Source organism: Nonomuraea fastidiosa (assembly GCF_042751225.1).
In the GTDB taxonomy this organism is placed as follows: domain Bacteria; phylum Actinomycetota; class Actinomycetes; order Streptosporangiales; family Streptosporangiaceae; genus Nonomuraea; species Nonomuraea fastidiosa.
Map to the genome: position 1 here is coordinate 655,924 of NZ_CP170570.1, position 25,847 is coordinate 681,770.

The 25,847-nt window shown below is 72.3% G+C and carries 19 protein-coding genes; 9 read left to right on the forward strand and 10 right to left on the reverse strand.

Annotated features, from left to right (window positions below; translation table 11 throughout):
- Positions 1–173: 173 nt before the first annotated feature.
- The 4 genes from ACFMQL_RS02970 to hemE all read right to left on the reverse strand — a co-directional run bounded on the left by ACFMQL_RS02970 (position 174) and on the right by hemE (position 5,431).
- Entirely contained in the window at positions 174–998 is an 825-nt protein-coding gene (locus ACFMQL_RS02970) for a hypothetical protein (protein WP_378784463.1), read from the reverse strand.
- Positions 999–1,490: 492 nt separating this feature from the next.
- Entirely contained in the window at positions 1,491–2,192 is a 702-nt protein-coding gene (gene hemQ / locus ACFMQL_RS02975; protein WP_364067379.1) for a hydrogen peroxide-dependent heme synthase, read from the reverse strand.
- 5 nt (positions 2,193–2,197) lie between these two features.
- The gene (hemG, locus tag ACFMQL_RS02980) at positions 2,198–3,601 is read right to left on the reverse strand and encodes a protoporphyrinogen oxidase (protein WP_378784466.1); all 1,404 of its coding nucleotides are present in this window, start codon (positions 3,599–3,601) and stop codon (positions 2,198–2,200) included.
- Between the two features lie 807 nt (positions 3,602–4,408).
- Complete coding sequence (gene hemE, locus ACFMQL_RS02985; protein ID WP_364067375.1) at positions 4,409–5,431, reverse strand: uroporphyrinogen decarboxylase; 1,023 nt, start codon at positions 5,429–5,431, stop codon at positions 4,409–4,411.
- A gap of 598 nt (positions 5,432–6,029) precedes the next feature.
- Here hemE and ACFMQL_RS02990 point away from each other — a divergent pair.
- The 5 genes from ACFMQL_RS02990 (at position 6,030) to ACFMQL_RS03010 (ending at position 11,618) form a co-directional block, all read left to right on the forward strand.
- Positions 6,030–6,626 (forward strand): DUF3000 domain-containing protein, encoded by a 597-nt coding sequence (locus tag ACFMQL_RS02990; protein WP_378784467.1) that lies wholly within the window; start codon positions 6,030–6,032, stop codon positions 6,624–6,626.
- A 45-nt stretch (positions 6,627–6,671) separates the two neighbouring features.
- Entirely contained in the window at positions 6,672–7,895 is a 1,224-nt protein-coding gene (locus ACFMQL_RS02995) for an HRDC domain-containing protein (protein WP_378784469.1), read from the forward strand.
- Positions 7,896–8,425: 530 nt separating this feature from the next.
- Positions 8,426–9,571 (forward strand): Gfo/Idh/MocA family protein, encoded by a 1,146-nt coding sequence (locus ACFMQL_RS03000; RefSeq protein WP_378784471.1) that lies wholly within the window; start codon positions 8,426–8,428, stop codon positions 9,569–9,571.
- Positions 9,568–10,734 (forward strand): dihydrodipicolinate synthase family protein, encoded by a 1,167-nt coding sequence (locus tag ACFMQL_RS03005; protein ID WP_364067367.1) that lies wholly within the window; start codon positions 9,568–9,570, stop codon positions 10,732–10,734. The genes ACFMQL_RS03000 and ACFMQL_RS03005 overlap by 4 nt, the downstream gene beginning before the upstream one ends.
- Before the next feature lie 17 nt (positions 10,735–10,751).
- On the forward strand, positions 10,752–11,618 hold the full coding sequence (locus ACFMQL_RS03010; protein WP_378784472.1) for a sugar phosphate isomerase/epimerase family protein: 867 nt from the start codon (positions 10,752–10,754) through the stop codon (positions 11,616–11,618).
- A gap of 26 nt (positions 11,619–11,644) precedes the next feature.
- On the opposite strand, the gene ACFMQL_RS03015 is transcribed toward ACFMQL_RS03010, so the two are convergent.
- The 6 genes from ACFMQL_RS03015 to ACFMQL_RS03040 form a co-directional block, all read right to left on the reverse strand.
- Entirely contained in the window at positions 11,645–14,227 is a 2,583-nt protein-coding gene (locus tag ACFMQL_RS03015; RefSeq protein ID WP_378784474.1) for a PEP/pyruvate-binding domain-containing protein, read from the reverse strand.
- Between the two features lie 75 nt (positions 14,228–14,302).
- Positions 14,303–15,223, reverse strand: a complete 921-nt coding sequence (locus ACFMQL_RS03020; RefSeq protein ID WP_364067361.1) for an alkaline phosphatase family protein — start codon at positions 15,221–15,223, stop codon at positions 14,303–14,305.
- Between the two features lie 855 nt (positions 15,224–16,078).
- The gene (locus ACFMQL_RS03025; protein ID WP_378784477.1) at positions 16,079–16,744 is read right to left on the reverse strand and encodes a sugar phosphate isomerase/epimerase family protein; all 666 of its coding nucleotides are present in this window, start codon (positions 16,742–16,744) and stop codon (positions 16,079–16,081) included.
- Positions 16,741–17,733, reverse strand: a complete 993-nt coding sequence (locus ACFMQL_RS03030; RefSeq protein WP_378784478.1) for a LacI family DNA-binding transcriptional regulator — start codon at positions 17,731–17,733, stop codon at positions 16,741–16,743. The genes ACFMQL_RS03025 and ACFMQL_RS03030 overlap by 4 nt, the downstream gene beginning before the upstream one ends.
- A gap of 202 nt (positions 17,734–17,935) precedes the next feature.
- Positions 17,936–19,291 (reverse strand): hypothetical protein, encoded by a 1,356-nt coding sequence (locus ACFMQL_RS03035; protein ID WP_378784480.1) that lies wholly within the window; start codon positions 19,289–19,291, stop codon positions 17,936–17,938.
- 227 nt (positions 19,292–19,518) lie between these two features.
- Entirely contained in the window at positions 19,519–20,904 is a 1,386-nt protein-coding gene (locus ACFMQL_RS03040) for an LCP family protein (RefSeq protein WP_378784482.1), read from the reverse strand.
- A 400-nt stretch (positions 20,905–21,304) separates the two neighbouring features.
- Between ACFMQL_RS03040 and ACFMQL_RS03045 the strand changes: the two genes are divergently transcribed.
- From ACFMQL_RS03045 to ACFMQL_RS03060, 4 genes are all read left to right on the forward strand, one after another.
- A complete protein-coding gene (locus ACFMQL_RS03045) occupies positions 21,305–22,036 on the forward strand; it encodes a hypothetical protein (protein WP_364067351.1) in 732 nt (243 codons plus the stop codon).
- Positions 22,037–22,098: 62 nt separating this feature from the next.
- Positions 22,099–23,262 carry a thiolase family protein gene (locus ACFMQL_RS03050; RefSeq protein WP_364067694.1) on the forward strand — a complete coding sequence of 388 codons (1,164 nt, stop codon included), beginning with the start codon at positions 22,099–22,101 and terminating at the stop codon, positions 23,260–23,262.
- On the forward strand, positions 23,259–25,358 hold the full coding sequence (locus ACFMQL_RS03055; RefSeq protein ID WP_378784484.1) for a 3-hydroxyacyl-CoA dehydrogenase NAD-binding domain-containing protein: 2,100 nt from the start codon (positions 23,259–23,261) through the stop codon (positions 25,356–25,358). Before ACFMQL_RS03050 ends, ACFMQL_RS03055 begins: the two co-directional genes overlap by 4 nt.
- Before the next feature lie 98 nt (positions 25,359–25,456).
- A complete protein-coding gene (locus ACFMQL_RS03060; RefSeq protein ID WP_364067349.1) occupies positions 25,457–25,840 on the forward strand; it encodes an SSI family serine proteinase inhibitor in 384 nt (127 codons plus the stop codon).
- Positions 25,841–25,847: the final 7 nt, after the last annotated feature.

Consider the following 25,847-nt stretch of genomic DNA (forward strand, 5'->3'; position numbering starts at 1 on the left):
CGACGGGGCGTATCGATCGCCCGCGAGGGGTACGAGCACCGCGTGCGCTTTGTCCATCTTCGCCACCGGTGGGTGACGATTGAGACCATCGGGCGGGTGGTCACACAGCGATGCGAGGTGTGCTCGAAGACACGGGTCCGGGTCCGCTGACCCGGGCCCGCGGCTGCCGCCGGTCATCGGGGGTCTGGATATGTGACGCGGCAGCTCCGATCCGAGGGGCCGATGATGTTGGCGAGCACCGGGTTGCCGTTCTGGCCGAACTCCGAGTGCACGAACACCACGGGGTTCTCGACGCCGCGCTCGTGGAGGTAGGCGAGCCCGCGCTCGCACAAGGTGATGGCGGTACGGGAGTTGTCCGCGCTCTCCGGTAGGTCCGTATAAATGCGGAGATATCCGCCCACGGTGCGGATGTCCCTGAGACGCTTCACGGCCTTGTCGTTCGGCCCCCAGTTCGCGCGGAAGTACTCGGCCGCCTGATGATCCGTATGCCGCGAGGGGCCGTCGGCCTTGTAGTCCTTGCCGTCGCCCCCGGTCGGCTCGCTCGCACCGCTCGGCTCGGCGCCGCGCGTGGCCGGGCCTGCGGCCGGCAGGTCGTTCGGGTCGGTCGTGCCGGGCACCAGGCCGGAGTTCGTGCTCGGGGCCGGTTTCGACGGCTCGGGCGGCTCCGGCTTGCGCGCCCCCTTGCTGGTGGCCTGCGCGTTCGCGCCTTTGCCGCCGTCCGCCTCTTTGCCCTCTTTGCCCTCTTTGCCGTCGGTGCCTCCGCCTGCGCCGCTGTCGGCGCTTCTGCCTGCGCTCGCTCCACCCGGCGACGCCGCCGCGGCGGCCGCGGGCCCGCCCCTGGCCCGCCGTCCGTCGCTCGCGTGGTGTTCGGCCGCCTGGCTCGCCGGGGGCGCGACGACCGTGCCGAGCAGCCCGTACGTGACCGGGGTGCCGAACATCCCCTGCATCGCGAGCGCCACGACCGCGCCGCCCACGGTCACCCCGGCGGCGACGGCCACCCGCCCGCGCGCCGCCCGTCCCGCCCGTCGCAGCAGCCCTCGGCGCCGTCTGGCCCTCCCGCCGGAGCCGCCCCGCCGGGACCGCCGAGCCTCCCCCGAAGACCGCCGGACGTCCTCCGCAGACCGCCGGACGTCCTCCGCAGACCGCCCGGCGCGCCCGATCCGCTCCGACCGCCGGACCTCCGCCGGAGACCGCCCGGCGGGTCCGGGACCGTCTCCTTCGGACCGCGCCGATCGGCGTCCTGCCGCGTGCCGCCCCCGACGGCCCCGCCTTCCGGACCTCTCCACCAGCCCTCCAAGCCCGCACACCTGGAACGTGCCACCCCGCTCACGCCCTGCGAGGCAGAGATTTCCCCGATTGTGACAAAGCGGATAGAGCGCTGCAGCGAGATCGCCGATTTGGGTCTGGCTCGCGACCGATTCGCCGGGCTGATGCGTCCGGCCGCCCAGGCCGGTGCATCCAGCCGAGAGGGCGGGGCCTGGCCGGGAGAACTACGGCAGGGCGGCGATGAGCTCAGGCAGCGGCTTGCGCGCGCCGGTGTAGAAGGGGATCTCGACGCGGGTGTGCCGGCGCGCCTGGGCGCCCCGCAGCGTACGCATGAGGTCGACGATCCGGTGCAGCTCGTTCGCCTCGAACGCGAGCATCCACTCGTAGTCGTTGAGCGAGAAGCACGCCACCGTGTTGGCCCGCACGTCGGGGTAGTCGCGCGCCATCCTGCCGTGCTCGGCCAGCATCGCCCGACGCTCGGACTCGTCGAGCAGGTACCACTCGTAGGAGCGCACGAACGGGTAGACGCTGACGTAGGCGCGCGGCTCCTCCTCGGCCAGGAAGGCCGGGATGTGCGACTTGTTGAACTCGGCGGGCCGGTGCAGCGCCATCGCCGACCAGACGGGCCTGCTGTGGCGGCCCAGGCGGGTGCGGCGGAACCTGGCGTAGACGTCCTGGAGGTCCTCGGGCGTGGGAGCGTGCCACCAGAACATGAAGTCGGCGTCGGCCCTGAACCCGGCGACGTCGTAGACCCCCCTGGTCACGACGCCCTTGCCGGCCGCCTGGTCGAGCAGCTCCTGCACCTCGGCCGCCAGGCCGTCGCGGTCGCCTGGGCACGGCTCGGTCGCCTGGAAGACCGACCACATCGTGTAACGGATCACCTGATTGAGATCGCGGGCTTTGAGCCGCGGTGCGCCCTCTGTCATGCTGCCTATTCTGCTCTCAGGGAGAGGTGGTCCAGAATCCGGGCGGCGGCCGTGCGGGCGGTGGCGATGCAGGCGGGGATGCCGATGCCGTCGTAGGCGGCCCCGCAGACGGCCAGGCCGGGCTGCACGGCCACCGCCGCGCGCACCCTGGCCACCCGGTCGAGGTGGCCCACGTTGTACTGCGGAAGCCCGCCGCCCCAGCGGGTCACCCGGCTGTCGATGGGCAGGCCGCGCACGCCCATCACGTCGGCCATCTCGGCGGTGGCCAGCGCGACCAGCTCCACGTCGTCGCGCTGCAGCAGGTGCTCCTCGCCGACGCGGCCGATGGAGCAGCGCAGGATCACCAGGTCCTTCGACAGGTGGGGCCACTTCACCGAGCTGAACGTCACCGCCTTGACCGGCCGTCCCTCCACCGGCGGCACCAGGTAGCCGCTGGTGCCGGGCGGCTCGGGGAAGGCGTCGACCGGGTAGGCGAGCGTGACGACGGCCATGCTGGCGTACTGGATGCGGGCCAGCTCGTCGGCCGCCTTGGGGGCCTCGGTCTTGAGCAGGCGGCTCGTCGCCGGGCCCGGCGTGGCCAGGATCACCGCGTCCGCCTCGACGACCTCGGGGCGCGGCACCGGGCCGGTGACCAGCCGCCAGCCGGTCTCGGTGCGGTGCAGCTCGCGGGCGGTGACGCCGGTCCTGATGTCGGCCTCGGACGCCTTCGCGACCGCCTCGGGCAGGCCGCCGAGGCCGCTGCGCAGGGTGGTGAAGACCGGGCCCTGGTTCTTCGGTGTCTCCTCGACCAGGTGGCGGGCGGCGTTGAGCAGTGAACGCTCGGATCGCGCGATCGCGGCCACCCGCGGCATCGTCGCCTCCAGCGACAGCATGTCGGCGCGGCCCGCGTAGACGCCGCCGAGCAGCGGCTCGACCAGCCGGTCCACGACCTCGGCGCCCATCCTGGCGCGGATGTAGGCGGCGACGGACACGTCGGTGCGCACGAGCGTCGCGGGCAGCACCTGGTCGAGCGGCACGCGCAGCAGCCCGCCCGGCGAGATGATGCCTGACTTGGCCAGCTCGGCGAGGTCCGCGGGCACGCCCATGACCTGGCCCTTGGGCAGGTAGCGGACGGCGCCGCGGCTGTAGACGGCGGAGCGGGTGGTGCCGGGGAGGACCAGGTCGTCACCGAGCCCGACCGCCTTGGCCAGCTCCTTGCCCTCGGGACGGCGGGCCAGCATCGCCTCGGCGCCCGCGTCGACGCTCACCCCGGCGACCTCCGAGGCATAGAGCTTGCCGCCGATGCGGGGCGAGCCCTCCAGGACCGTCACCTTCACGCGCTCACGCGCGCCCTGGCGGAGATACCACGCCGCGGCGAGTCCGGAGATACCCGCGCCGACGACGACCACGTGCGCCCGATTCCCTTCCACGCCTCCGAACGCTACCGCCTCTCATACGCGCCCATCCCCGCGGGGCAGACCTCCCACAACACACCCCGCCACCGCAGAGCGGCACAAATCGACGCCCCCGAACACCACGCCCTACGCACGACGCCCCCGAACACCACGCCCTACGCACGGCGGCCCGAACACCACGCCCCGCACACCGCGGAAAGGCCACCCAGCCCTATCGGCGGCGGCTCGAACGTCACGCGCCGCGCACCCCTGGACACTGCCCCGGAGACCATCCCAGCCCCGTCGGAGGGCCGGAACGCCACACGCCGCGCACCCTGCGCACTGCTTCGGGGACCCCCCTCAGCGGCGGGCCACCACCGGACGGCGGGCGACCGATGCGTGAACTACGGCGAGCGCAGCGGGTCTCCGACACGCATAACGGCGCCCAGCCCGAGGGGTTTTCCCAAAGAACGCCGAGCACCGAAACGGCGGGAGAGGAGCGAACCGGCGGCCGGCGCGCGCTCGGCGGAGGCCGGCGGCGTGGTCGCGCGCCCGCGCCCCAGAGCGGCGGAAAACGGCCGACCGGCCGCGCACGCACACGAGCACTCACGCACGGCACGGCGAGGCCGCGTTGGAGCGGCCGGACCGCCCGCGCCCGCACACCGACCCCCCGAGCACGAACCCTCGCGCACGAACAACGGCGAGACCGAGCGGAGGGCCCGGGCCTGAGCGGAGGCACGAGACGCGGAGAAATGAACCCTCGTTCAGCCGAACAACGGCGACGCCAAGCAGAGGGCCAGGTCCGGACCGGAGGCGCGCTCGGATGCGGCGAAAGAGAACCCGTCAGCGGGTGTGCTCGTGGACGAGGTCGGTGAGGCGCTTGAGCTGGTCGGGGTCGGTGTTGGGGAGCACGCCGTGGCCGAGGTTGAACACATGGCCTTCGGCGGCCTCGCCGCGCCGCAGCACCTCGCGGGCCTTGCGCTCGACGACCTCCCAGGGGGCGAGGAGGATGGCGGGGTCGAGGTTGCCCTGGAGCGCCTTGCCGGGGCCGATGCGGCGGGCGGCCTCGTCGAGAGGGACGCGCCAGTCGACGCCGACGACGTCGGCTCCGGCCTCGCCGAGCACGCCGAGCAGTTCGCCGGTGCCGACGCCGAAGTGGATGCGGGGCACGCCGGCGACGCCTTCGAAGATGCGCCGGGTGTGGGGCAGGATGAACTCGCGGTAGTCGTCGGGCGCGACGGCGCCGACCCACGAGTCGAAGAGCTGCACGGCGGAGGCCCCTGCGGCGATCTGGATGCGCAGGTGCTGCAGCACGATGTCGGACAGCTTCTCCATGAGCGCGTGCCACAGCTCGGGCGCGCCGTACATCATGGCCTTGGTGCGGTCGTGGTTCTTCGACGGGCCGCCTTCGATGAGGTAGGAGCCGAGGGTGAAGGGCGCGCCGGCGAAGCCGATGAGCGGGGTGTCGCCGAGCTCGGCGGTGAGCGCCTTGACGGCCTCGGTGATGTAGGGGACGTCGCCGGGCTCGAGGGGACGCAGCGCGTCGAGGCCCTTGGCGTCGCGGATGGGCTCGGCGACGACGGGGCCGACGCCGGGCTTGATGTCGAGGTCGACGCCGATGGCCTTGAGCGGTACGACGATGTCGCTGAAGAAGATGGCCGCGTCGACGCCGTAGCGGCGGACGGGCTGCATGGTGATCTCGACGATGAGGTCGGGCGTCGAGCAGGCGGTCAGCATGGGCACGCCCTCGCGGACCTTCAGGTATTCCGGCAGCGAACGGCCGGCCTGGCGCATGTACCAGACGGGGGTGTGCGGGACGGGCTGGCGGCGGCAGGCGCGCAGGAAGGCTGAGTCGGCGAGGTTCACCTCACCAGGGTGCCATGGGCGGGGCGCGGTCAGGACACGGGTGCGAGGTGTCGGAAAAACATGCATTGGACACCCCAAATCATGATCAGATAGCCAGATGAAGGTTTACCGGTCTGCTCGGCATCGGCGTCCCGCACGGGTCCAACACACCCCATGCCCGCCCAGAGAGCCGGTCTCGACTGGGCCAAAAGTTCCCCAAGCCACCGCGCGGCACCGATTCATCGACCACTTTCGGGACACGCCGAGCGCGTTGCGGGGAATTGTCAGCGGCTCGTGCCAACGTCGGAGCCACGACCCGAAGAAAGGCCCCGGTTCGATGACTCGTGCGATGACCGCGTTGTGGAGTTCCCCAGAGCGCCGCAGTGTGCGCTGCCCGTCCTGCGACGGTGAGCGGCCGTTCGAGCAGCCGCCGTGCGCCGACGGGCACGAGCCGGGCCTGTGCCCCGAGTGGGCCTGTGTCGACTGCGGTCACGCCCTGATGTCCGGCGCCGCCGAGGCCACCCGTCCGGTTCGCCAGCTGGTTACGGCAGCGGCTTGATCACGAAGGATGAGCACCCCCGTGGTCCCCTTTCGTCCGACTTCGGCCTACGCTTCGGCTATGACGCTCGGTGACCAGCCGCCGCCTCCCGCCGCGTTCACGCGGGCCGCGGAGAGCATGCGGCTGACCGAGGTACGGCAGGAGATCGAGCTTGAGGACCTGCCCGCCCCCCAGCGGCTGGCCCCCTACTCGGCCGCCATCGGCGCGTCGGTCTACCGCGGCGACGACGAGCTGGCGGTGGGCCGGCTGATCCTGCTCTATGATCCCGACGGCCAGCGCGGCTGGGAGGGCCCGTTCCGGCTGGTTGCCTACGTCAGGGCCGACATGGAGCCGGAGATCACCTCCGATCCGCTGCTCGGCCCCGTGGCCTGGAGCTGGCTGACCGAGGCCCTCGAGGCCCACCAAGCCGACTACTCCGCCGCCGGCGGTACCGTGACAAGAGCCGTGTCGGAGGGGTTCGGCAACAAGGCCGACGATCCGGTCACGACCGAGCTGGAGTTGCGGGCCTCCTGGTCCCCCGCTCAGGAGGATCTGTCCGGCCATGTCGCCGCTTGGTGTGATCTGATGTGCCTGGCCGCGGGCATTCCGCCCCTTCCGCCCGACGTGGCCGCCCTGCCCCGTCGACGTGATGATCCGGAGAGTGACCGAACGAAGTGAGGGCACCAGTCAAGACAGCACCTGCGTCATGAGGTCGGTGAACTCATGACAGAAGAACGCACCGTGGAGCCGCTGCTGGAGCCACGCGAAGGCATCCCTCCCGTCGTCGCCGACGCGGCCGGGCTGGCCGAGGTCGTGGCGAGGTTCGCGGCGGGCAGCGGCCCCGTCGCCGTCGACGCCGAGCGCGCCTCGGGCTACCGCTACGGCAACCGCGCCTACCTCGTGCAGTTGCGCAGGGCGGGCGCGGGCACCGCGCTGATCGACCCGATCGGCTGCCCCGACCTGTCCTCGCTCGACGAGGCCCTGGCCGAGGCCGAGATCGTGCTGCACGCCGCGTCCCAGGACCTGCCGTGCCTGATGGAGATCGGGTTCAAGCCGCGGCAGATGTTCGACACCGAGCTGGCCGGCCTGCTCGGCTACGAGCGGGTGGGCCTGGGCACGATGGTGGAGACCGTGCTCGGCCTGCGCCTGGAGAAAGGTCATTCGGCGGCCGACTGGTCCACCAGGCCGCTGCCGCTGGACTGGCTGCGCTACGCCGCGCTCGACGTGGAGGTCCTGGTCGAGCTGCGCGACGCGCTGTATCAGGAGCTCGCCGATGCCGGGAAGCTGGAGTGGGCGCGCGAGGAGTTCGAGGCCGTGCTCAACACCCCGCCGCCGGCGCCGCGTCCCGACCCGTGGCGGCGCACGTCCGGCATCCACAAGGTACGGAACGTGCGCGCGCTGGCGATCGTGCGGGAGCTGTGGAACATGCGCGACCGCATCGCCCGCGAGGCTGACCTGGCGCCCGGCCGGGTGCTGCCCGACGCGGCGATCGTGACGGCGGCGCTGGAAGGGCCGCGCACCAAGAAGGCATTGACCGAAATTTCGGCATTCACCGGGCGAAGCGCCCGTCGTCACATCAACGACTGGCTCGCCGCCGTCGCCCGCGCCCGCGAGCTGCCCGACAGCCAGCTTCCCCAACCCAGCACCCCCGGCGACGGCCCGCCGCCGCCCAACCGCTGGGCCGACCGCGACCCGGCCGCCGCCAAGCGGCTCGCCGCCGCCAGGGCCGTGGTCGCCGCGCTGGCCGACGAGCACCACATGCCGGCGGAGAACCTGCTGCAGCCCGACGCCGTGCGCAGGCTCACCTGGGAGCCGCCCGAGGAGATCACGGACGAGACCGTGACCGCCCGGCTGCGCAAGCTCGGCGCCCGCGAGTGGCAGCTCGCCCTCGCCGCCCACCCCATCGCCAAGGCACTGGCCCGCCTGGAGACACAGGGCGAGTCGTAATGCGGCGGTTCCCGGGTGGCCGTCCACCCGGGAACCGCCCACCCGCCGCCGCCTTGAAGCCGGCTGACCAAGCGAACCCGCAGGCCGGCCGCAACACCCACGGCCCCGCCCCTGACGCCACGGTCCCCGTCCGTGCGCGTGAGCGGGCGACGCCCCGCCACAGTCAGGCGAGCAGCGGGCGGACGTCGAGCCAAAGAACGAGCCCGCCACGACCCGGCCCGTGCGCGAAGCGGGCGATGCCGCTCGTGACGTGAGCCCGCCGTGGCCGCCGTCCGCGCCCTGACCGGATGGCGCTGAGCGCCCGGTCAGGGGCCATTCGCCGCAGGGCGGCCGGAGCCTGGCGAGTGGGGCTGAGTGCCAGGGTCAAGGGCGCTCGCCGCAGGGCGGCCGGAGCCTGGCGGGTGGGACTGAGTGCCGGGTCAGGGGCGCTCGCCGCAGGCCGCGGGCGGGTGGGGCTCTTGACGCCCTTGGCAGGCGGGCCTTACCGTTCGGGAAAGCGCTTTCCACTGGTTGTGCCTGAAGGGATCCTCATGAGCGTGCGCACGATCGGCGTCGTGATGAACGGCGTCACCGGACGGATGGGTTACCGCCAGCACTTGGTCCGTTCCGTTCTGGCCATCAACGAGCAGGGCGGCGTCGCGCTCTCGGACGGCTCCAGGGTGACTCTCAAGCCCGTCCTGGTCGGCCGTAACGCCGACAAGCTTGCAGATATCGCTAAGAAGCACGAAATTTCGGCTTTCACCACCGATCTCGACGCCGCCCTCTCCGACGACGCCAACCTCATCTACTTCGACGCCCAGGTCACCAGCGCCCGGGTCAAGGCCGTGCTGAAGGCCATCGAGGCCGGCAAGCACATCTACGCCGAGAAGCCCACCGCCGAGTCGACCCAGGAGGCGATCGCGCTGGCCGAGGCCGCGGCGGCCAAGGGCGTCAAGAACGGCGTCGTGCAGGACAAGCTGTTCCTGCCGGGCCTGCTCAAGCTGAAGCGGCTCATCGACGGCGGCTTCTTCGGCCGCATCCTGTCGGTGCGGGGCGAGTTCGGCTACTGGGTGTTCGAGGGTGACTGGCAGGAGGCGCAGCGCCCGTCGTGGAACTACCGCGCCGAGGACGGCGGCGGCATCGTGCTCGACATGTTCCCGCACTGGCACTACGTGATGGAGAACCTGTTCGGCCGGGTGCAGTCGGTCTACGCCAAGGCCGTCACGCACATCCCGTCGCGGGTGGACGAGCAGGGCAACACCTACCAGGCGACCGCCGACGACGCCGCGTACGGGATCTTCGAGCTCGAAGGCGGCATCATCGCGCAGATCAACTCCTCCTGGGCGGTCAGGGTGAACCGCGACGAGCTGGTGGAGTTCCAGGTGGACGGCACGCACGGCAGCGCGGTCGCGGGCCTGCGCAAGTGCCGCGTCCAGCACCGTTCGGTGACGCCGAAGCCGGTCTGGAACCCCGACCTGCCCGCCACCGCGCGCTTCCGCGACGACTGGCAGGAGGTGCCGGACAACGCCGAGTTCGACAACGGCTTCAAGGTGCAGTGGGAGAACTTCATCCGGCACGTGCTGGAGGACGCGCCGTTCCCGAACGACTTCGCCTCGGGCGCCAGGGGCGTGCAGCTCGCCGAGCTGGGGCTGCGTTCGAACGCCGAGGGCCGCAGGATCGAGGTGCCGGAGCTGTGAGGATCGAACTGCCCGGATTCGGGTCGTATCCGCTGCGGGAGCCTGCGAGCTGGCCGGTGGAGGCCACGCCGGCGAGCGGGCGCATCGCGTACGCCGCCGCGCACGTCGTCGCCGACCCGCTCGGCGACAACACGCCGGGCTCCCCCGCCGCCGTCGACTGGGACGCGACGCTGCGCTTCCGCCGCCACCTGTGGTCGCACGGGCTGCGGGTGGCCGACGCCATGGACACCGCGCAGCGCAACATGGGCCTCGACTGGGCGGCGACCCAGCAGCTCATCACGCGCAGCGCCGCCGAGGCCCGCGCGTTCGGCGACCCGGCCACGCTGGTCTCCTGCGGTGCGGGCACCGACCACGCGCCGCAGGCCGCCGACCTGGACGCGATCACCGCCGCGTACGCCGAGCAGATCGAGACCGTGCAGTCGGCGGGCGCGGGCGTGATCATCATGGCCTCGCGCCAGCTCGCCGCGGTCGCCACGGGCCCGCAGGACTACCACCGGGTGTACGGGAAGCTGTTCGGCCTGGCCGACCGCCCGGTGATCCTGCACTGGCTGGGCGAGATGTTCGACCCGAACCTGGCGGGCTACTGGGGTTCGCGCGACATCGACGCGGCCACGGAGTCGTTCCTCGAGCTGATCCACGCGCACGCCGCGCAGGTGGACGGCGTGAAGGTGTCGCTGCTTGACGAGGAGCACGAGGTGCGGCTGCGCGCCGCGCTGCCCGAGGGCGTCAAGCTCTACACCGGCGACGACTTCAACTACCCGTCGCTGATCAAGAGCGGCTCCCACGCGCTGCTCGGCATCTTCGACGCGATCGCCCCGGCCGCCGCGGCGGCGCTGCGGGTGCTGGACGCCGCAGAGTCGGCCACCGACGAGGCGGAGCGGGAGCGGCTGCTCACCCGGTACGACGAGATCCTCGCCCCGACGGTCACCCTGTCGCGCAAGATCTTCGAAGCGCCGACGTATCACTACAAGACCGGCATCGTCTTCCTGGCCTGGCTGAACGGCCATCAGGACGCGTTCGCGATGGTGAACGGCGCGCAGTCGGCGCGTTCGCTGCTGCACCTGTCGGAGGTGTTCCGGCTGGCCGACCAGGCGGGTCTGCTCGCGGACCAGGAGCTCGCCGTGCGCAGGATGCAGGCGCTGCTGGCGGTGAACGGTCTGTGAGCGGGGACGGAGGCCGCATGAGCCTGTCGCTGAACCAGTGGACGACCCGGCGCTGGTCGGTGGCCGAGGCGGTGGACGGCTGCGTCCGCCACGGCCTTGAGGCCATCGGGCTGTGGCGGGAGAAGGTCGCCGAGCAGGGCCTCGCGGAGAGCGTCAAGCTGGTGCGCGCGGCCGGGCTGCGCGTGTCGTCGCTGTGCCGGGGCGGTTTCCTGACCGCGGGCGGGCTGCCGGGCGAGGAGGGCCGCAAGGCGTTCGCCCGCGCGCTCGACGACAACCGGCGGGCCATCGACGAGGCCGCCGAGCTGGAGGCGGCCTGCCTGGTGATGGTGGTGGGCGGCCTGCCCGGCGTCAAGCCCGGCGAGGCGCTGCCGGACGACGGCTTCACCCGCGACCTCGCGGGCGCGCGCGAACGCGTGGCCGAGGCGCTGGCCGAGCTGGCCCCGTACGCCGGCGAGCGCGGCGTCAAGCTGGCGCTGGAGCCGCTGCACCCGATCTACTGCCCCGACCGGGCGGTGCTGTCCACGCTCGGCCAGGCGCTGGAGCTGAGCCTGCCCTACCCCGAGGAGCAGGTCGGTGTGGTCGTGGACACCTTCCACGTGTGGTGGGACCCGCGCCTGGCGGAGGACATCGCGCGGGCGGGCAGCAGGATCGCGAGCTACCAGGTGTGCGACTACCTGCACCCGCTGCCCGAGGACGTGCTGCTCGGGCGGGGCATGATGGGCGACGGCGTGATCGACTTCCCGCCGATCACGCGCGCCGTCCAGGCCGCCGGGTACGCGGGCGACGTCGAGGTCGAGATCTTCAACGCCGACATCTGGGCCGCCGATCCCGACGAGGTGGTGGCCACCATGAAGGCCCGCTTCGAGCAGGTCGTGCCGGCCTGAGGGTGAGATCCCTCGCCTGGCGGCGGTCAGGCGGGGGTGATCGTGCCGGCGGCGCCGTTCACGGTGATCCGCTCGCCGGTGCCGATGCGCTGGGTGGCCTCGGGGACGCCGACGACGGCGGGGATGCCGTACTCCCTGGCCACCACCGCGCCGTGCGACATCGCGCCGCCCATCTCCATCACCAGCCCGCCCGCCGTGAGGAACAGCGGTGTCCAGCCCGGGTCGGTGGACGGGCAGACGAGGATCTCGCCCGGCTCCAGGTGCGCGCCGTGCGGGTCGAGCACGACGCGGGCGACGCCTGTGATCGTGCCGGGCGAGGCGGGCGTGCCGGTGAGCGCGGCCCCGTCCGCGGCTCCTTCGGTGGCTTCCGCCTCGAATGCCGCCTCGGGTTCCGTGCCGTCGGACAGCAGCAGCCTGGGCACGTGCCTGCGGCGCCGCTCCCGCTCGTACGTCGCCCGCCGCCCGGCCACCAGCGTGCGCAGGTCGCCGCCGCGCAGCGCGGCCCTGGCCTCGCGCAGGTCGAGGAAGAAGACGTCGCCGGCGCGGTCGATCACGCCCTGCTCCACAAGGTGCTCCCCCACCACCAGCAGGCTGCGGCGGACCGCCGCGAGCGTCTTGACCAGGTAGAACTTGGGCAGCTCGCGCAGCCCCGCGTACTGCCGGGTGCGTCCCAGCGCCCACCGCACGACGGGGGCCCGCCACCGCGCGCGCCGCCCGGCCCGCGCGGCGAGCTCGCCGATCGTCTTCCCTGCCTGCCGCGCGCCCTTCTCGAACAGCTCGGCCGGGGTGAGCCCGCCGTCCATGCGCAGGTAGTTGGCGAGCACGCCGAGGATGTGGCCGGGCTCCTCCGACCAGCGCGGCACTCCGGCGTCGATCTCGGCCACCCCGCGGTGTCCGTATCTGGCGAGGAACGCGGTGATCTTGCGCTGGGCGACCGGCGGCAGCTCTCCGGCCTGGTAGCGGGCGACCAGCTCGGAGACCGGCAGCTCGCGGAACGGCTCGGGCTCGACGCGGGTGGCGAGGTGCCACAGCTCGATGTCCATCTCGGTGGTCGGGTTGTGCGGGACGCTGCGCAGGACGTCGCTCATCTCGTCGATCGGCACGCCCGACAGCCTCGAGGACAGCGCGTAGAGGGCGTAGCCGGTGATCGCGGTCGGCATGATCCGGATGATCAGCGGGAACGTCCCGGCGAGCACGCGTTCGGCGTGGTCGAGCCGCTGGGCGGGGGTGGCGGACTCGGGCACGCGCAGCCGCCGGTCCAGCTCGGCCCCGAGCCGGACGGTGTGCGCGAGCGCCCTGCGCGGGCTGGTGAGCGCCACGAGCACGCGCTCGGGCACCCGCACGTTGCGGGCGAAGCGCAGCGCGCCGCGCAGGAACGGGCGCAGCGAGCGGGACGCGGGGGCGAGCCGCGGGTCCTCGAACAGGCCGCGTACGAGGGGCACGGCCCTGGCCTCGCCCAACGTCAGCACGCGCGGCAGGAGGGCGCGGCCGGCGCGGTTGCGCACGGCGGCGGTGATGTCGAGCCAGATCCGGTGCCCCGACTCGGCCAGGAACCCCGCGCCGTCGTACGGGTCTGCGGGCGCGTGCCCGGCGAGCCCGGCCCCGCCCGCGCTGATCATCCGGAACGCGGCCACGCCCATGGGCGTCAGCGGCCCCATGACGCCCTGCGCGACGTTGACCGAGAAGTACACCCGCAGACCCGGCCGGGTGGTCTCGGGCAGCGGATAGAGCGTCGTGATGGGCCGTGCCTGGGTGAGCCAGAGCGTTCCGGCGGCGTCGATGGCCCATTCGGTGTCCTGGGGCGCGCCGTAGTGCTCCTCGACGCGGGCGCCGAGGCCGGCCAGGCGGCGTACCTCGTCGTCGGTCAGGCAGAGCCCGTCGTGCGGCTGCTCGACGCGCTCGGTGCCGCCGCCGGGCAGCGGCCTGATCGCCAGCGGCTTGTCCCCGGCGCGGCGCTCGATGACCCGGCCGTCGCGGAAGCGGAACCGGTCGGGGTTGACGGCACCGGAGACCACCGCCTCGCCCAGGCCGGGGCTCGCGTCGATGACGATCTCGCGCCGCCTGCCGGTGACGGGGTTGGCGGTGAACATCACGCCCGCCGTGCGGGCGTCCACCATCTCCTGCACGACCACGGCGAGGCGTACGGCGGCGTGGCCGATGCCGTTGGACTCGCGGTAGGCGACCGCGCGATCGGTCCATAGCGAGGCCCAGCAGCGGCGTACGGCCGTTAACACGGCCTCCTCCCCCACCACGTTGAGGAACGTGTCCTGCTGGCCCGCGAAGCTGGCGAACGGCAGGTCCTCGGCGGTGGCCGACGAGCGCACCGCGACCGGCACCCCGTCGCCGAGCCCCCGGTACGCCTCCACGATCGCCTCGCGCACCTCGTCCGGCATCGGCGCGTCGAGCAGGTGCTTCCTGGCCCGCTCCGCCACCTGCGGGCCGCTCGTGTCGAGCCCCGCCGCGACCTGGCGGTACGCCTCCGTGGTGAGCACCCACCCGGGCGGCACCGGCAGGCCCGCCCTGGTCAGCTCACCGAGGTTGGCCGCCTTGCCGCCCACCTCGGCGAGCATCCCCGCATCGATCTCGGCGAAGCTCAGGATGGTCTTCATCGCGTGTTTCCCCTGCCGTTCGGCGTCTCGCCCTCAGTGTGGCGCTTCCCCGGCAAGAATTCAACACACGATGAATCAGATCTCCAGCGGCACCCCGTCCAGGTTCCAGGCCGGGTCCACGGCCACGCCGAGCGCGGCCAGCGCCGTGGGGGCGACGTCCACCAGCCGGGGCGCCTCCAGGGAGCGCCCGCCCAGGTCGTCGCCCAGGCGGTTGAGGATCACGAAGACCGTGCGCTCCTCGTCGGAGACGCCGCCGTGGCCGCCCGCGTCCACGTGGCCGTGGTCGGTGGTGACCAGCACCGTCCAGCTCTCCCGGGAGAAGGAGGGGCGGGCGCGTACGGCGTCGAGCAGGCGGCCGAGCTGGGCGTCCTGGGTGCGCAGCGCGGCGGCGTACTCGGGGCGGTGAGGGCCGAGCGCGTGGGCCACCTCGTCGGTGTCGCCCAGGTAGACGAAGACGGCGTCAGGGCTGTTGCCGGTCACGTAGCTCTCGGCCGCCGCCGTGACCTGGGCGTCGGCGTTCGCCCAGCCGATGGCGTAGCCGTCGAGCACGAAGCGGTGGCCGATGGCGGGGCCGAACGCGCCGTGCTCGGCGAGCGCGGCCCAGGAGAAGAAGGCGGCGGTGTCCAGGCCGGGATCGGCCGTCGCGGCCCGCGTCAAGAAGTCCGGATATTTCAGGAAACGCGGGTCGGTGAACGCGTTGTCCACGACGCCGTGCTTGTCCGGCCAGACGCCGGTGGCGATCGACGACCAGCCCGGACCCGAGTCCGTACGCGACCTGATCACCCGGTCGCAGTCTCCGGGCTCGGGGCTCTTGGGGACGACCTCGCCGGGCGACCCCGTACGCGGTGTGCCGGCCTCGCCGTACGGCAGCTTGCTGGTGCCGTACGCGCCGGTGGACATCAGGCCGGCCAGGACGGGGGCGTCCAGCGCGACCAGCCGATCGAAGCGGAGCCCGTCCATGCCGACGACGAGCACCTTGTTCTGGGAAGGGGACATGCCCCCAACTCAACACCACCGCCCCGCCGGAGAAATCAGCGGATGTCGGTGAACGCCCTCGCCCGCGCAAGCACACCAGAGAGTCACACAAGACGCGCGAATGAGCCCCGCCCCGAACAGGCCGGCGTCCGGACGGGCCGACACCTCGGACAGGCCGGGCACCCCGGACGAGCCGACACCCCGGACAGGCCGGGCACCCCGGACAGGCCGGCACCCCGAACGGGCCGGCACCCCGAACGGGCCGACACCCCGGACAGGCCGGGCACCCCGGACAGGTCGACACTCGGACGATCGGCGCCTCGGCAGGGCAGCGCCCGAACAGGCAAGGCGCACGAACCGGCGGACTACACGGGCGGGCATGACACGCGCGGCCCGCACGAGCGTCCAGCGCACGCGACTCGTCACGCCCCTCGAAGCCGGAAGGCGACACGCGCGGCCCGCACGAGCGGCCGGGGCAGGCCCGGCACGCGAGCACGCTCAGCGCGGAAGAAACGCGGAGGGCACCGGACGGCGGCAAAGGCAGCGCCAGGCGGCGGCGCGAGGAGGCCGGCGAGCATCGGACGGCAACGCGAGAAGACCGACGAGCGACGGACGGCAACGCGAGAAGACCGACGAGCATCGGACGGCAACGCCAAGAGACGCGCGAATGCCAGCAGGGCGCGAAGAGACCGCAGACGCCAGAGGGCGGAAGGAGACGTGCGGGGTCAGGCGGAGAGACGTCCGAGGTCAGACGGAGAGGTGCGGGGTCAGGCGGAGAAGCGGCGGACCCAGCCGGCTGCGCCCGGGAGGATCTCCTCGACCGGCGGCACCTGCGGGTACCAGGTGCGCTCCCACTCCAGCGACACCCACCCGTCGTCAGCCGGCCGCGCGCAGCAGTTCGCCCGACTCCTCCAGCGGCACCGTGCCGCTGCCCATGGGCACGGGGGTGGTGTCCTGCGCGGAGACCGCGTCCTTGACCTGAACGTAGCCGAGGTACGGCCGCAGCTCGGCGAGCGTACGGGCGGGCGGCTCGCCGTGCCGCCACGGGTGCAGCAGGTCCCAGATCGCGCCGGTCGTGCCGGGGCAGTCGGCCTCGGCGAGCAAAGCGGCCACGGCGGCGCCGGTCGCCATCTCGTCGTGCGTCTCGACCAGCACGCGGCGGCCGAGGTCGGCGGCCGTACCGGAGACCGCCTTGAGCCGGCGCGCGCCCACGGACGGGTCGCCGCCGCGCGGGAAGACGCGGACGCCGGGCGCGCCGAGGTCGGCGGCGAGGCGCAGGTCGGCGATGAGCGCCTCGATCACCGGCTCGTCGGACCCCGGCTCGCAGATGCCGACATATCCGGCAAGGGCGGAGATCTCCAGCCCGGCCGCCTCGATCCGCTCCCGTACGGAGGCCCGCTCCCGCTCGTCCAGCCCGGCGTGCACCCCGGTGTCCGGATGCAGCCGCAGTTCGAGCCCCTGGCACCCGTGACCGGTCGCGATCTCGATCGCCCGGTCCAGGTCCTCGCCGGGCATGCCCAGCGTGCTGACCGCCAGCCTCACGCGATCCTCCTGACGCTCTCGCGGAGCACGACCTCGCCTGCGACCTCCTCGACCACCACCTGGTCGGTCTCGTTCAGCGCGAGCTCGAGCGCGCGCGCTCCCATGTCCTGCAGCGGCAGCCGTACGGTGGTCAGCGCGGGCACGTGATCGCGCAGGGTGACGATGTCGTCGAACCCGGCCACCGACACGTCGTCGGGCACCCGCACACCGCGCTCCCTGTAGGCGGCGAGCGCGCCCACCGCCATCACGTCGTTGACCGCGAACACGCAGGTGGCGTCGCGGACCTGCTGGGCCGCCGCGTATCCGCCGTCGCGGTCGAAGGGCCCGTGGATGATCTGCGGCTCCGGCAGGCCCAGCTCGGCGAGCGCCGCGGCGAAACCGGCGCTGCGGTCGGCGGCGGTCACCAGATGCGGCGGCCCCGCCAGCACCGCGAACCTGGTGTGGCCGAGCTCCGCGAGCGCCTTGGCCAGCGCGGCGGCGCCGCGACGGTTGGCGGGCGCGACGGTGTCGACGCCCAGGAGGTCCTGGCCGACGCACGCCGCCCGGCCGCCGCCCGCCTGGTAGCGGGCCAGCTCATCGCGGAGCCTGCCGGTGACGGCGGGGTCGGCGACCCGGGAGCCGGCCAGCAGCACCGCGCGCACCCGCTGGGCATTGAGCGTGGAGACGTAGGCGATCTCCTGCTCGGGGTCGCGGTGCGTGGTGCCGACCATGACCAGCAGTCCGTGGGTGGCCGCCGCCCGCATAGCGCCGTCGGCCAGGGCGGCGAAGTAGGGGTCGGTCAGGTCGTGTACGACGATGCCGATGACGTTGCTCGCCCCCCTGGCGAGCGTCTGGGCGGCGATGTTGGCCCGGTAGCCGAGCTCGTCCGCGGCCCGCTCGACGCGTGCCCGGAGTGTCGCGCCCACCTGGCGGGTGCTGCCGTTGAGCACCCGCGAGGCGGTCGCGAGCGAGACGCCCGCCTGCCTGGCGACGTCCTCAAGCGTGACCACGAGACCTCCCGGAAAGCGGTTTCCACAGCTGCCGCCGGCGCCTGGACCCGCATCCTGCCATGTCCACGCCCGGCGGCAACAGAATGCCCTACCGGGAACACGATCTACCACACCGGGAGGCCGACCGGCCCCGGCCCCGCGACCGTCGGGAGCCCGCGCCGGTCAGAGCCAGGGGAAACCGGTCAGAGCCAGGGGAAACCGGTCAGAGCCAGGGGAACAGGATGTCGAGGAAGCCGCCGCCCCTGTCCTCCTGGACCGGGGCCTCGGTGGCCGACTCCGCCGGGTTACCGGTGTCCGTCTCCTGCGTGCTCTCCTGCGAGCCGGTGTCGTTCCTGTTGGTGTTGGAGTCGTCGACGTCCTTCGGCTGGTCGTTGTTCGCCTGACGCTCGGTCTCCTGGTCGGAGCGCTCGCTCCGCTCCGGGGTGTTCTGCTCCTGGCGCTGCGGCTGCCGGGTCGACGGCTCGGCCGAGGGCTCGCGGGTCGGCCGCTGGCGCGGCTGCTGCTGCACGGGCTCGGCCGGGGTGGTCGCGGTGGGCCGGTTCGGCCGGTTGCCGGTGGTGTCGGTGTTGTTGGTGTTGGTGGTGGCGGTCGAGTCGTCGGCCGTGTCGTCGGTGGCCTCGTCCGCAGGCTCGGCCTCCTCGTCCTCGACCGGTGCCTCCTCCTCTTCCTCGGGAACGGCCTCGTCGGACGGGGAGGACACCTCGCCGGCGCTCGCACACTGGGCGCCCGCGCAGGGGTCGTCGGAGGACGTGCCGGTGAGCATCCAGCCGACACCGACGCCGACCAGCACCACAGCGGCCGCCGCCACGAGCAGCATCCTGGTACGGCGGCGCACCTCGCCCTCGCCGTCGCCGCCGCGCCCGTCGTAGTCGCGCGAGCCGCGGGAGCCGCGGTCGTCACGGTCGTCGTCGCTGTCGTCGGTCCAGCCGGAGCCGAGGAAGCCGCGCTTGGGCCGGTCGTCGTCCAGGTCGTCGTCACGGCTCGGGTCGTAGCCGCGGTCGAGCGGCAGGTACGCGTTGTCGTCCTCGATCGGGTGCGGCCCGCTGTAGTCATCCGTGCGATGCGGCCCGCTGTAGTCATCGATCCGGTGCGGCCCGCTGTAGTCGTCCACCCGATGCGGCCCGCTGTAGTCGTCGAGCGCGTGGGGCCCGCTGTAGTCGTCGGCGGGCAGGTCGTGCGGCCCGTTCGATCCGCCGTACTCGCGCGCGCCGAGCACGTCGTCCACGCCGCGACCGCTCAGGTCGCGCGCGCCGTACTCGCGCGCGTCCTGGTCGTAGCCATGGTCATAGCCCTGGTCGTAGCCGCCCAGCACGTCATGGGACGCGGAGGGCTCGCGCCCGCCGAGCACGTCGTGCGGGTCGTCGAGCACGTCGTGCGGCCGCACGGGGTCGTCGAGCACATCGCGCGGCGGCGCGGGGTCGTCGAGCACGTCACGCCCGCCCCTGTCCGGCATGATGTAGGTCTCGTTGCCGCTGACCTGGATCGCGGGCTGCTCGTCGGTGTCTTCGGTGCTCCACCGCGGAGACAGCACGTCACCCGTCATCAGCTCCGGGTTCAACGACCTACCTTGCCCGTCGTCGTATGGCCTGTCGTTATCGTCGCGCGCCACGGTGGAACCTCTCTAGTGCGTATACGGACCGCGCCCCTTCCTACCACTACTTGTCCGGAAATTTCACTTGTTTCGCTGAAACTACCCCCGTAACTTTCGCCCCAAAGGTGTTTCAGCGTCACACCGCCCGGGTACGACCACCTGATCTCCAGATGCATCCAGCGCCGCTGACCTGGTCAAAGACAGGGATTGGTGCTGGTGTCGACCACCTTGTCCTTGAGCGAGTCGGGGATCGCCGACAGGACCCGCACGCCCGGCCAGTCCTTGCCGATGACGAGCTGGATGATCGGGCCCTTGGGCATCTGGGCGGGCGGGCTCTTCAGCGTGTACGGCTGCGAGACCAGCGCCTTGACCTTGCCCTCGATGGGAGTGCGCTTCTCCTTCGACAGCCGGGCGGCCACCGCGTCGCCGTAGGCGGGGCCGTCCTTGGCGTCCTTCTTGGCGTACCGGATGGTCGTGACGTCGGCGGGGGCGGCGTTGCCGACCTGCGTCACCACGAACCCCTGGGCGGCGAGCGCGTCGGCCACCTGCACGGCCCTGCCCTCCTCGCCGGAGGCGTTGAGCACCTGCAGCCGCACCTGCTCGCGCTTGACCGCGGGCGCGGTGGACTTGCCGGGCGTGGGCGACTTGGTGACCTCGACGTCGTTGCGCACGTTCTCGAAGAAGTCGCGGGCGGCCGGCTGGGCGAACTGCACGCGGTTCTTGTCCGGCGGGTACGGCTCCACCGGCACCGTGATGCCCTTGAGCTCCTTGGCCGTCATGCCGCGCACGCTGTTGGCGATCTCCAGCATGCGTTCGAGCGTGAGCCCCTCGTCCACGGTCACCGACTGGGTGGCGGCGTGCAGGAAGGCGTTGAGCTTGCCGGGGTTGGTCAGCAGGCCGCCGTCGGTGACCTTCTTCATGACCTGGGTGAGGAAGACCTGCTGCCGCTGGATGCGGCCCAGGTCGCTGCCGTCGCCGAGCGCGTAGCGGGTCCGTACGTACCCCAGCGCCTGCTCGCCCTTCACCACGTGCTTGCCGGCGCTGAGCACCAGCTTGGCCTTGGGGTCGTTGACCGGCTTGGGAAGGCAGATCTCGATGCCGCCGAGGGCGTCGACGATGCCCTTGAAGCCGGTGAAGTCCACCTTCACGAAGTGGTTGATCTTGATGTTGGTGAGGGACTCGAGCGTCTTGGCCGTGCACTCGATGCCGCCGTCGTTGAAGGCGGAGTTGATCTGCCGGAGCCCTGCGGGCACCACCTGGCCGTTGCGGCCCGTGCACTCCGGGATCGGCACCATCGAGTCGCGCGGGAAACTGATCATGGTGGCGTTGTCCCGGTTCGGGGAGATGTGCAGCAGCATGATCGTGTCGGTGCGCTCGCCGAGGTGCTGCGACTTCGGGCCGTACTTCTTGTTGTCGCCCGCCCGCGAGTCGGAGCCCACCAGCAGCACGTTGAGCGCGCCGGTCTCGGGCGGACGGCTCGCGCCCACGTTGAACGGCTGGCGATCGATGCCGCTGTCGAGATAGCGGTAGTAGGCGTAACCGCCGAGCGTGACGCCCACCAGCACGACCGTCAGCCCCACGCTGATCCAGCCGCCCAGCGTGAGGCGGCTCCTGCCGGACCGCGACCCGCCCCTGCCACCGGACCGCGGATGCGGATCGTCACGCGGCTCCTCCCGCGGCCTCTCGCGCGGCCGCTGCGGGGGCGACGGCTCGCGAGACGGTGACCGTGGAGCGACGCGCCGGCCCAGAACCGCTTCGTCGTGCCGTTCCCTCATGCGGTTCACCCCTCGCGCCATGATCGCGAAGCATAGTCATAAACGACGCTCTACGAGGATGACTCCTGTCATCACGTCAAGGTTCGTAAGGAAGCACCGGCCGGAGGGTGCCCTCAGGGGCACTCCTGCCTTACCCGAGCGTGGGCTCCATCCAAAGCGCGCGAACACCGGGCGTGACCACACAGGGTGACGCCATCATGACGTCATGCTTCTGACCGAGATGGCTCCTCCTCCCGGCGCCCAGGAGCTGGCCGGGCTGCGCGCCCAGGCCAGGTCCGCAAGGCGCGGCGCCCTCGTGGCGCTCACCGCCTCGATCGCGCTGCTGACCACCGCGCAGTTGCTCGCCGACAGGGCCGCGACGAGGGAGCAGACGCTCCCGCTCGCGGTGCTGTCGCTGGCGGTCTTCACCGCCGCCCTGCCCGCCATGGCGATCACCCAGTACGTCTGGGGCGCCCGCGCCCGCCGCGTCCGCGACCGTGAGCGCGAGCTGTACGCCACCGCATTCTCCGGCCGCACCCGGGCCCTGGCCAGGCTCGCGGTCGCCGGCTGCTGGGCGGTGACGCTGTTACTCGGCTGGACCGTTCCGCGACTGTTCGGCCAGGCCGCCCAGTACGGCGTGGCCGACACCCTGAACGCCGTCATCGAGGCGACCGCACCGATCGCCGTCGCCGCCGGCGTGCTGTTCCTGCTGTGGTGGGGCCGCGACGTCGCGGTGACCGTGACCCGCGCCCTGCGCTCCGGCGGCGGCGCGCCGGGCGACCCCTGGGACCCCGGCCGCGGGATGCGCAGGCGCGAAAGCGCGCTGCTGTGGACCGGCGCGGCCGTGGCCATCGCCGCCCTGCTCGGCGCCCGCGCCCACCTATGGGAGCCGGCGACCGGCATCGTCTACGGCCTGCTCACCGCCGCCCTCGTCTGCGGAGTAGTTACTGACGAGTAGCATTGGGCACGGAACCTCAGCTGACTACGAGGAGCGAATCCGTGCCTTCCTCTCGTGACGTCGTGTTCGTCGACGGCGTGCGCACACCTTTCGGCAAGTCCGGGCCGAAAGGGCTGTACGCGGAGACCCGCGCGGACGACCTGGTCGTCCGCGTCATCCGCGAACTCATGCGCCGCAACCCCGCCCTGCCGCCCGAGCGCGTCGACGAGGTCGCCATCGCCGCGACCACCCAGACCGGCGACCAGGGCCTGACCATCGGCCGCGCCGCCGCCGTGCTGGCCGGGCTGCCCAAGAGCGTGCCCGGCTACGCGATCGACCGCATGTGCGCGGGCGCGATGACCGCCGTGACCACGGTCGCCGGCGGCATCGCGTTCGGCGCGTACGACGTGGCGATCGCCGGCGGCGTCGAGCACATGGGCCGCCACCCGATGGGCGAGGGCGTCGACCCCAACCCGCGCTTCCTGTCGGAGCGGCTGGTCGACCCGAGCGCGCTGGTCATGGGCATGACCGCGGAGAACCTGCACGACCGCTACCCCTCCATCACCAAGGAGCGCGCCGACGCCTTCGCGGTGCTGTCGCAGGAGCGGGCGGCCAAGGCGTACGCCGACGGCAAGATCCAGCCCGACCTCGTGCCGATGGCGATCAGGACCGCCGAGAAGGGCTGGGGCCTGGCCGTCGAGGACGAGGCGCCCAGGCCGGGCACGACCATGGAGGGCCTGAGCGGGCTCAAGACGCCGTTCAGGCCGCACGGCCGCGTCACGGCGGGCAACTCCTCGGGCATCAACGACGGCGCCACCGGGTGCGTGGTGGCCGCCCGCGAGGTCGCGGAGGAGCTGGGCCTGACCGCGAAGATGCGGCTGGTGTCGTACGCGTTCGCGGGCGTGGACCCCGAGGTCATGGGCGTGGGGCCGATTCCGTCCACGGAGCGGGCGCTGCGCCTGGCCGGGCTCGACATCTCCGACATCGGGCTGTTCGAGATCAACGAGGCGTTCGCCGTGCAGGTGCTGGCCTTCCTGGAGCACTTCGGCATCGCCGACGACGACCCCCGCGTCAACCCGTACGGCGGCGCGATCGCCTACGGACACCCGCTCGCCTCCTCGGGCGTGCGGCTGATGACGCAGCTCGCCCGGCAGTTCGGCGAGCGTCCCGACGTGCGTTACGGCATCACCACCATGTGCGTCGGCATGGGCATGGGCGGCACCGTGATCTGGGAGAACCTGGCATGAGCGAGTTCGAGACCTGGCGGTCGCTGCTGAGCGAGCGCAACACCGACGAAGTGGTCACCAAGGCGCTGGTACGCGACGTGCAGCTGCCGTACGGCGCGGGCACGATGGCGCTCATCACCCTGGACAACGGCTTCGACCACACCAAGCCCAACACCTTCGGCCCGCACGGCCTGTTCGCGCTCAACGGCGCCCTGTCGGAGATCGCCCAGCGCACCGACCTCGCGGCCGTCGGCGTGACCGGCAAGCCGTTCATCTTCGCCGTCGGCGCCGACCTCAAGGGCGCGGCCGCGCTGGCCACCCGCGAGGAGGCGCAGGCCATCGGCGCGCTCGGCCACTACGTGTTCCGCCGGCTCGGCGAGCTGGGCATCCCGTCGTTCGCGTTCGTCAACGGCGCGGCCATGGGCGGCGGCCTGGAGATCGCGCTGCACTGCACGTACCGGACGATCTCCTCCGGGGTGACCGCGGTGGCGCTGCCGGAGTGCTTCCTCGGGCTGGTGCCGGGCTGGGGCGGCACGCAGCTCCTGCCGCGCCTCATCGGGCCGGAGAAGGCGGTCAAGCTCATCATCGAGAACCCGCTCTCCAACAACCGCATGATCAAGGGCAAGGAGGCGTACGAGCTGGGCGTCGCCGACGCCATGTTCGAGCCCGCCGACTTCCTGGAGGAGTCGCTGCGCTGGGCCGCCAGGGTCGTCAAGGGCGAGGTGACGGTGGAGCGGCCGGCCCACGAGGGCTGGGAGAAGGCCGTGGCCGACGCGCGCTTCCTGGTGGACATGAAGCTGCGGGGCGCCTCGCCCGCCCCGTACCGGGCGCTCGACCTGATCGCGCTGGCCGAGACCGCCTCCAGGGACGAAGGCTTCGCCGCCGAGGACGAGGCGCTGGCCGACCTGCTCATGAGCGACGAGCTGCGGGCCGGGCTCTACTCCTTCGACCTGGTGCAGCGCCGCGCCAAGCGGCCCGCGGGCGCGCCCGACCCGTCGCTGGCCCGCAAGGTCACCAAGGTCGGCGTGGTGGGCGCGGGCCTGATGGCCTCGCAGATGGCGCTGCTGTTCGCCCGCCGCCTGGAGGTTCCGGTCGTGCTGACCGACCTCGACCAGGCCCGCCTCGACAAGGGCGTGGGGTACGTGCACGGCGAGGTGGACAAGCTGCTCGCCAAGGGCCGTCTCTCGCCCGACCAGGCCAACCGCATCAAGTCGCTGGTCACCGGCTCGCTGACGAAGGACGCCTTCGCCGACGCCGACTTCGTCATCGAGGCCGTCTTCGAGGATCTGGCGGTCAAGAAGCAGGTGTTCGCCGAGGTCGAGGAGGTCGTCTCGGCCGAGTGCGTGCTGGCCACCAACACCTCGTCGCTGTCGCTGACCGCCATGGGCGCCGACCTGAAGCACCCGGAGCGGCTGGTCGGCTTCCACTTCTTCAACCCGGTCGCCGTCATGCCGCTGCTGGAGATCATCAGGGGCGCGGCCACCGACGACGCCACGCTGGCCACCGCGTTCTCCGTGGGCAAGACGCTGAAGAAGTCGTCGGTGCTGGTCAAGGACGCGCCCGCGTTCGTGGTCAACCGGCTGCTCACCCGCTTCATGGGCGAGGTCGTCGCGGCCGTGGACGAGGGCACGCCGCTGGAGACGGCCGAGCACGCGCTCGACGGCCTGGGGCTGCCGATGACGCCGTTCGCGCTGTTGCAGCTCGTCGGCCCCGCCGTGGGCCTGCACGTGGCCGAGACGCTGCACGAGGCGTTCCCCGGCCGCTTCGGCGTCTCGGAGAACCTCGCCAAGCTCGTCGAGTCCGGCAAGCCCGGTGTCTACCGGCCGGACCTCACGCTCGACCCCGAGGCGGTCGCGCTGTTCTCCGGCGGCACCTCGCCCTCCACGGCCGAGCAGGTGCGCGAGCGGGTGCTGAAGGCGCTGGCCGAGGAGATCCGCATCATGCTGGACGAAGGCGTGGTCGCCGCACCGCAGGACATCGACCTGTGCATGATCCTCGGCGCGGGCTGGCCGTTCCACCTCGGCGGGATCACGCCGTACCTCGACAGGACCGGCTTCGCCACGCCGCGCTTCCTGCCGCCCGGCGTGGCCTCCGTGCCGAAACCTCGGCAAGCCTGAGTTTTAACCGTCCTTGAGGAGGTCCGTACGCGGACCTCCTCTCCTCTTCACCCTTTCCGTCGTAGCGTTTGGTGCCGTCCTACGAACGGAGAGTAACCATGATGAGAGCAGCAGGCACCCTCATGCTCTGCGCCGCCCTCCTGGCCACGTCGTCCTCCCCGGTGCTGGCCGCGGCAGCCCCCAAGGCTCGTCTCAAGGTCGTCTACGGGGTCAAGGGCGGCAGCGCCAAGTCGGCCTACCTCAACTGCGCGCCCACCGGCGGCACCCACCCCAACGCTCGGGCCGCCTGCCGCCTGCTCCAGAAGGCCGGCGGCGACCCGAACAAGCTGAACGTCAAGCCCAACCCCACCTGCACGCACGAGGTCCAGCCGCACGCGGCCGTGATCGTCGGCAAGTGGTACGGCAAGGACGTCCGCTGGGGCAAGGTCTTCGTCAACGGCTGCTACATGCGCGCCACCGCCGGAGCGGTCCTCGCGCTCTGACCACTCC

Bases quoted from the DNA above. Each gene is read 5' to 3' on its own strand.
- ACFMQL_RS02990 (WP_378784467.1), top strand. From the start codon at position 6,030: ATGACGCTCGGTGACCAGCCGCCGCCTCCCGCCGCGTTCACGCGGGCC.
- ACFMQL_RS03000 (WP_378784471.1), top strand. From the start codon at position 8,426: ATGAGCGTGCGCACGATCGGCGTCGTGATGAACGGCGTCACCGGACGG.
- ACFMQL_RS03010 (WP_378784472.1), top strand. From the start codon at position 10,752: ATGAGCCTGTCGCTGAACCAGTGGACGACCCGGCGCTGGTCGGTGGCC.
- ACFMQL_RS03020 (WP_364067361.1), bottom strand. From the start codon at position 15,223: ATGTCCCCTTCCCAGAACAAGGTGCTCGTCGTCGGCATGGACGGGCTC.
- ACFMQL_RS03060 (WP_364067349.1), top strand. From the start codon at position 25,457: ATGATGAGAGCAGCAGGCACCCTCATGCTCTGCGCCGCCCTCCTGGCC.
- ACFMQL_RS03055 (WP_378784484.1), top strand. From the start codon at position 23,259: ATGAGCGAGTTCGAGACCTGGCGGTCGCTGCTGAGCGAGCGCAACACC.
- ACFMQL_RS03015 (WP_378784474.1), bottom strand. From the start codon at position 14,227: ATGAAGACCATCCTGAGCTTCGCCGAGATCGATGCGGGGATGCTCGCC.
- ACFMQL_RS02995 (WP_378784469.1), top strand. From the start codon at position 6,672: ATGACAGAAGAACGCACCGTGGAGCCGCTGCTGGAGCCACGCGAAGGC.
- hemQ (WP_364067379.1), bottom strand. From the start codon at position 2,192: ATGACAGAGGGCGCACCGCGGCTCAAAGCCCGCGATCTCAATCAGGTG.
- ACFMQL_RS03045 (WP_364067351.1), top strand. From the start codon at position 21,305: ATGCTTCTGACCGAGATGGCTCCTCCTCCCGGCGCCCAGGAGCTGGCC.